This window comes from Streptomyces sp. NPDC048352, assembly GCF_040651895.1.
GTDB lineage: Bacteria > Actinomycetota > Actinomycetes > Streptomycetales > Streptomycetaceae > Streptomyces.
This window is the reverse complement of sequence record NZ_JBEZKZ010000149.1, coordinates 1-4,427: the sequence shown is the minus strand read 5'-3', so window position 1 is coordinate 4,427 and position 4,427 is coordinate 1. Positions and strand designations below refer to the sequence as shown.

The following is a 4,427-nucleotide window of genomic DNA, read 5'->3' as shown; positions in this document are numbered from 1 at the left end:
CTGGCGTTGATTTTTGGCACGCTGTTGAGTTCTCAAGGAACGGACGCTTCCTTTGTACTCACCCTCTCGGGCTTTCCTCCGGGCTTTCGTTCTGTATTCTTGCGTTTCCGACTCTACCAGACTCTTTCGTGTCCGATTTCCTCGGCGCTTTCCAGGTCCTGCGCTTTCGCGCTTTCCCTTTCCGGCGATTCCGACTCTATCAGAAGATTTCCACCGGATTTCCCGGCTTCGTCTTCCTGAATGGAGAGTCGATGTGCCCCACGGAATGCAATTCCTTCGGGGGCGAGAGAGATTTTAAACCATCACGGCCGAACTTGTCCAGTTCGGGCAACCGTTTGAATCTACCTCCCCACAGCCGCCGTGTCAACGGGTCTGCGGGCCGACGAGGAGACTAGCAGCTGAGCGGGGCCGCACGCACATCAGGCCGCCGTGGGCAGGGTGGCGGTGCGGTCCGCCTCCTCCACGTCGCCCACCTCGCCGGCGCGGGAGGCCCGGCCGCCCAGGACGTAGACGTAGACGAGGAAGGCGGCCTCCGCGGCGACGCCGATGGTGATGCGGGCCCAGGTGGGCAGGCCCGACGGGGTCACGAAGCCCTCGATCAGGCCGGACACGAAGAGGACGACCGCCAGGCCGATGGCCATGCCGAGGGCGGCGCGGCCCTGCTCGGCGAGGGCCGTGCGGCGGGTGCGGGGGCCCGGGTCGATGACCGTCCAGCCGAGGCGCAGGCCCATACCGGCGGCGACGAACACCGCCGTCAGTTCCAGGAGGCCGTGCGGGAGGATCAGGCCGAGGAAGACGTCGAGGCGGCCGGCGGAGGTCATCAGGCCGATGCCGACGCCCAGGTTCGCCATGTTCAGGAAGAGGATCCACAGGACCGGAAGGCCCAGGAAGGCGCCGAGGACCAGGCAGACGGCGGCGGCCTGGGCGTTGTTCGTCCAGACCTGCGCGGCGAAGGACGCCGCCGGATGGCTCGAGTAGTACGTCTCGTACTGGCCGCCGGGCTTCGTGAGGTCCTTCAGGTGCTCGGGGGCCGCGATCGCGCTCTGGACCTCGGGATGCGTGGCTATCCACCAGCCGATGAGCACGCCGAGCGCCGTCGACAGCAGCGCCGTGGGTATCCACCAGCGGCGGCTGCGGTAGACGGCGGCCGGGAAGCCCTCGGTGAAGAAGCGGGCGGCGTCGCGCCAGCCGGCGCGGCGGGTTCCGGTGACGGTGGAGCGGGCGCGGGCGACGAGCTGGGTGAGGCGGCCCGTGAGCATCGGGTCGGGGGCGCTCGACTGGATCAGGGACAGGTGCGTGGAGGTGCGCTGGTAGAGGGCGACGAGTTCGTCGGCCTCCTCGCCGGTGAGCCGCCGGCCGCGGCCGAGGAGCTGCTCCAGGCGGGCCCACTCCGTCTGGTGGGCCGCCACGAAGACGTCGAGATCCATCCGGTTACCGCTCCCCTGCCCCTGGCCACCCGATACGGCTTACTTCTCCTGCGGTCAGCTTGGCAGACTGGGCTGCACAGGGGCGGGTCAGGTCGGTGAAAGGTGCATGCGGTGAGCGGTCTGGTGACGGGGGACGCGGTCGTCCTGGGCCTGCGGCCGGCGCGGCTGCCGAGCCGGGCGCTCGCGATCCTGCTCGACCTGGCCGTGTACGTCACCGGGTACGTGGTGGTGTCCGTCGCTCTGCTGTACGCGACCTCCGGTCTGGACGATGCCGCGCAGGCGGCCGTGGCGGTGGCGGGCTTCCTGCTGGTGCTGGTCGGGGTTCCGATCGCGGTGGAGACGCTGAGCCACGGGCGTTCGCTGGGGAAGCTGGCATGCGGGCTGCGGGTGGTGCGGGAGGACGGCGGGCCGATCCGGTTCCGGCACGCTCTGGTGCGCGGCGCCCTCGGGGTCGTGGAGCTGCTGGTCACCTTTGGGGCGGTCGCCTGCATCGCCTCGCTGATGTCGGAGCGGGGCCGGCGGCTCGGGGACGTGTTCGCGGGGACGCTGGTGGTCCGGGAGCGGGTGCCGGGGGCGCGGGTGATGCCGGTGCCGGCGCCGCCGCCGTGGCTGGCCGGGCAGTTCGCCGCGCTGGACCTGTCGGCGGTGCCGGACGGGCTGTGGCTGGCGATACGGCAGTACCTGACGCGGATGAACCAGCTGGACCCGCACACGGGTGCCGCGATGGCGGCGCGGCTCGCGGACGATGTGGTGGCCCGGACGGGGACGCCGCCGCCGGCCGGGGTGCCGGCGGCCGCGTTCCTGATGGGGGTGGTGCACGAGCGGCAGTCCCGGGATGCCGCCAGGGCCTTCACCGCGGGCCCGGCACCGACCGCGCCCGCCCCGGCTCCCGCGCCGCTGCCGATGCCGATGCCCGGGCCGGTGGCTGCCCCCGCGCCCGCCCCGGCTCCCGCGGCGCCCGCCCCGCCGCCGGCGCCCGGGACCGGTTTCGCCCCGCCCGCCTAAGGGGTGTCAGGCGTCCAGGCGGACGGGCATCAGCAGGGAGAACGTCTCCTCGTCCGCCGGCCGGCGGACCGCCACGGGGGCGTCGGGCGCGCCGAACTCCAGGACCAGCTGGTCCCCGCCCCCCGCCGCCAGGGCGTCGAGCAGGAAGTCCCGGTTGACGGCGATGCGGCCCTCGCCTTCGTCGCCGTCCTCGCACACGGAGACGGTGCCGTCCGCCGTCACCCGGAGCACGCTGATCTCGCAGGGCGCGCCGTCCTCCTCGCGCACGTCGGTACGGACGGGTCCGGACTCCAGCGCCCGGCGCAGTGCCGCGACGCCGACGGGGGCACGGCGTCCCGCGGGCAGCCGCACGAGGCGGCGGTAGTCGGGGAAGTCGTGGTCGAGGCAGCGGCCCGCCGTCTGGCGGTCACCGGACTCCAGGACCACCTGGCCGCCGTCCAGGGTGAGCGTCGCCCGCCCGTCCCCGTCCAGCAGCGCCCTCATCGCGTCGACGAGCGGGGACGGTACGACGGCGGACGCCCGCGGGCCGTCGTACCCCTCGGCGGCGGCCCTGGCCACGGCCAGCCGGTAGCGGTCGGTGGCCGCGAGGCGCAGCGCGCCGTCCTCGACGTCGAACAGGACACCGCCGAGCGCCGGCAGCTCCGGGGCGGTGCCGGCCGCGAAGCGGACGGCGTCCAGGGCCGCGGCGAGCGCGGGCGCGGAGACGGTCAGCCGGGCGGTGGCGGTACGGGGTGCGCTCATGGGGTTCTCCCTGTGTTCGAGGTGCGCTCGGACCGCGGAGAACTCGGCGCGTGCCTCGGCGAGCCCGGCCTCCAGGCGGCGCAGGTGCGCCTGGAGCAGCTGCCGTACGAGGCCCGCGTCCGCACCGGACCAGCCGGCGAGGACCAGCCGGACGTCCGCCAGCGGCATGCCCGCCCGGCGCAGCCGGACCAGCAGCCGGGCCTCGTCCAGCTGCCCGGGGCCGTACCAGCGGTAGCCGGTCGCCGGGTCGACCCGGGCCGGTACGAGTACGCCGGCGCGGTCGTAGAACCGCAGGGCGCTCACGCCCAGTCCGCTGTCGCGGGCCATCTCGCCGATGCTGCGCATCGCGTCGTTCTCCACACCCGGCACTCTGGGCCCTCCACCAGGTCGAGGGTCAACGGCCTTCGGGCTCGTCGTCCGCGGAGCCGTCGGCGAAGTCGTCCGCGGAGTCGTCCGTGAAGGCCGAGGGCGGGGTCTCCAGGTGTTCGAGTTCGATGCCGGGGGCGGAGAGGACCACGTCCCCCGCGATGTGCACGGTGTGGACCTCGCCCGTGTCCAGTGCGGTGACCTGGTACTCGTCCACGACGAGCGGGCCGCTGTCGGTGGGGTGTTCGGCGCGGGAGCGCAGGGCCCAGGCCTGGTCGACCGTGCGGGGCGCGAGGACCGGGTCGGTCAGGGCGAGGAGCCGGACGCGGGTCGCGGGGGCGCCGGGGGCCAGGCGCAGCAGGCGGGCGGTGGCGACGAGGAAGGCCGGGGAGCTGCCGGTGAAGCCGGGGGCGGCGACGTTGCCCTCGGTGGCCTCGGCTCCGGTGGGGTCGGTGCGGACCCAGGTGACGCCGTCGATGGCGGCGCCGCGGACCTGCCAGCTCGCGGCGTTGGCCTCCAGGCGGATGGGGCGGCCGAGGGCGTCGATGGCCAGGTCCAGCGAGCCGCGGTGCTGCCCGTCCGGGGTGGTCAGCTGGGCGACGTAGCGCCAGCCGGAGGGGCCGGGGGCGCAGTGGAAGTGTTCCTCGCCGAGGGGGGTGTGGTCGTGCGGGTCGTGAAGCGAGTAGCGGCCGCGGGGCATGGCTGTGGTCCTCGGGTACGGGGCAGGCCCCCGGCGCGGGTGCCGGGGGCCTGCCTGGAGTGCTGCGGATCCGTGGGGACCGGCGGCGGTGGATCAGTAGCGGTAGTGGTCGGGCTTGTACGGGCCTTCGACCTGGACGCCGATGTACGCGGCCTGCTCGGGGCGCAGGGTGGTGAGCTTGACGCCGA

Annotated in this window: 6 protein-coding genes; 2 read left to right on the top strand and 4 right to left on the bottom strand. The window is 73.8% G+C overall.

Annotated features, from left to right (window positions below; translation table 11 throughout):
- The coding region (locus AB0D45_RS34555) for a hypothetical protein (protein WP_362466609.1) at positions 1-240 on the top strand (240 nt) is incomplete at its 5' end.
- Positions 241-419: 179 nt separating this feature from the next.
- Here AB0D45_RS34555 and AB0D45_RS34550 read toward each other — a convergent pair.
- Positions 420-1,427, bottom strand: coding sequence for a stage II sporulation protein M (locus AB0D45_RS34550; RefSeq protein ID WP_362466606.1), 1,008 nt, complete (start codon positions 1,425-1,427; stop codon positions 420-422).
- A gap of 111 nt (positions 1,428-1,538) precedes the next feature.
- Between AB0D45_RS34550 and AB0D45_RS34545 the strand changes: the two genes are divergently transcribed.
- Complete coding sequence (locus AB0D45_RS34545; protein WP_362466603.1) at positions 1,539-2,432, top strand: RDD family protein; 894 nt, start codon at positions 1,539-1,541, stop codon at positions 2,430-2,432.
- Positions 2,433-2,438: 6 nt separating this feature from the next.
- Here AB0D45_RS34545 and AB0D45_RS34540 read toward each other — a convergent pair whose 3' ends face one another.
- The 3 genes from AB0D45_RS34540 to AB0D45_RS34530 form a co-directional block, all read right to left on the bottom strand.
- Positions 2,439-3,533 carry a MerR family transcriptional regulator gene (locus tag AB0D45_RS34540; RefSeq protein WP_362466600.1) on the bottom strand — a complete coding sequence of 365 codons (1,095 nt, stop codon included), beginning with the start codon at positions 3,531-3,533 and terminating at the stop codon, positions 2,439-2,441.
- Positions 3,534-3,567: 34 nt separating this feature from the next.
- Entirely contained in the window at positions 3,568-4,239 is a 672-nt protein-coding gene (locus AB0D45_RS34535) for a hypothetical protein (protein WP_362466598.1), read from the bottom strand.
- Between the two features lie 93 nt (positions 4,240-4,332).
- Positions 4,333-4,427 (bottom strand): adenosylhomocysteinase (locus tag AB0D45_RS34530; protein ID WP_361608646.1); only part of this gene is annotated, 95 nt, incomplete at its 5' end.